The following is a 1,598-nucleotide window of genomic DNA, read 5'->3' as shown; positions in this document are numbered from 1 at the left end:
GCGCGGCGCAATTGTGGTTGAGTGCGGATGAGCTGGCGGAGATCGCGCCCTTGCTGCCTGAGGGTATGGGTACTAATGTGCCGGAGGCGGGGGCTTCGTGAGCGGGGGTCCCTCTCTGCGCGCACGATGACTATGCGTTCGCTCCGTTGCCGCCTTGGGCAGGCGGCAGCGGGGCTTCTGCAGACGGCGGGCATTCAGCCTATACCGTCGATAAGCCGTTCGGCTTCGCTGGCAATGTCGCCCCTCTTCAACTTCGCCAACCGAGTGACGTGCGAAGGTGCAGTCAGGTCTGGATCATCAACGGCAGGGGCTCAATCGAGTCCCCGGGATCCATCGCCACGGCCACCGCCAGCCGCTTGCGCAGGCCGGCGATGGTTATCGATAGTTTTCGAAGTCGCAATTCCTTCGAATCAAGGGCTTACGAAGACATCTCGATACTTGGCGATAGTCCTTGAAGGACCTCAATTCACTCCCACTCGATCATCAATGAGGCTCATAAGTTTTTATGATTAAAGGGATTTACGGCGACCGACATAAGCTCTACCGTCGCCATATACCGTCAAAAAACCGCGCTTAGCATTGGCGCGGATTATGGAGCGGTTTGCGGGGGATCGACGTTCTTACACATATTGTCAATCAGGAATCATCTTAACCCATCGCCGTTATGCTGAGGAACGAGATACACCCGAACAATTACTACCCTGACTGGCGCAACCTCGTGGGCATCGACATCACCCCCAAGGCCGTAATGTGTTCGCACTAGATAGACGCGTCAATGGAGGAGCCAATCGAGGCATGGACTACCAACAGCGTCGCCTCCAAACGTGTTCCCGAACGTCTGGCTAGTCATCAAGAATGAAGTCGAGAATTCCGTTGTCATCCATCACCGCCGAGTCCATAGGACCGGCACCAACGTCAACCTCGGCGAGCCGCATCTCCTCCAGCACCTGCTGCATTGTATTGACAACATCCCGCGGAGTAATCTGGCGCAAGTGCGAAACGATCTCCGCTACAGCGTCCTCGGTCAAGGGGAAGTAGCCTCTCTTCTCAGCCGCATCAAGATCGACCCTGTTTGATTTGAGGTCAAGCACGTCACGAATGAATGTCTTTGCTGCGTTCTGATCAAGGAAAGAAAACTCAATCTTTCTCGTCATGCGCGACAATACGTACTCGGTAAACAAGTGCTGTAGTGTATTGAGCTCGGCCGACGCGCCAATGATTAAACCGAACGCGTTTGGGCAGGCGTCATACAAATGCCGAAGCGTATCGTTTGTCTGCAGGGAGTCTTTTGCGGGCTGCCGGCTCAAATCATCTAACTCGTCAACAAAGAGATAGACGGCCTGTGTAAATCGCTCCTTCTCAGACTCTCCAATTTCAAGAATAAGCAGGTTAACAATCTTCGAAAAGAGCGTTACTGCTTCATGGTCGCTGCCAAGATGCTTAACCAAAAATGCGGCCAACTGCTCCGTCTTTCCACCAGTTTGATAGATCGATTGCGCGAGAGCTCGTTGGTCTGGTATCTGGAAGAGACGATTGATAGCGTCGTCGGGTTGAATACCTGGGTGCGCTACAGTGACCTCAAGGATTTTCTTAGATAG

1 protein-coding gene is annotated in these 1,598 nt (G+C 53.6%); it reads right to left on the bottom strand.

What is annotated here, in order from left to right; all coding sequences use genetic code 11:
- Window positions 1–842 precede the first annotated feature (842 nt).
- The coding region (locus ACEU5R_RS31880) for a hypothetical protein (RefSeq protein ID WP_392413901.1) at window positions 843–1,598 on the bottom strand (756 nt) is incomplete at its 5' end.

This window comes from Achromobacter sp. 413638 (assembly GCF_043119405.1).
GTDB lineage: Bacteria > Pseudomonadota > Gammaproteobacteria > Burkholderiales > Burkholderiaceae_B > Achromobacter.
The sequence above is the reverse complement of the archived record's forward strand: the minus strand, read 5'-3'. Positions and strand labels throughout refer to the sequence as shown.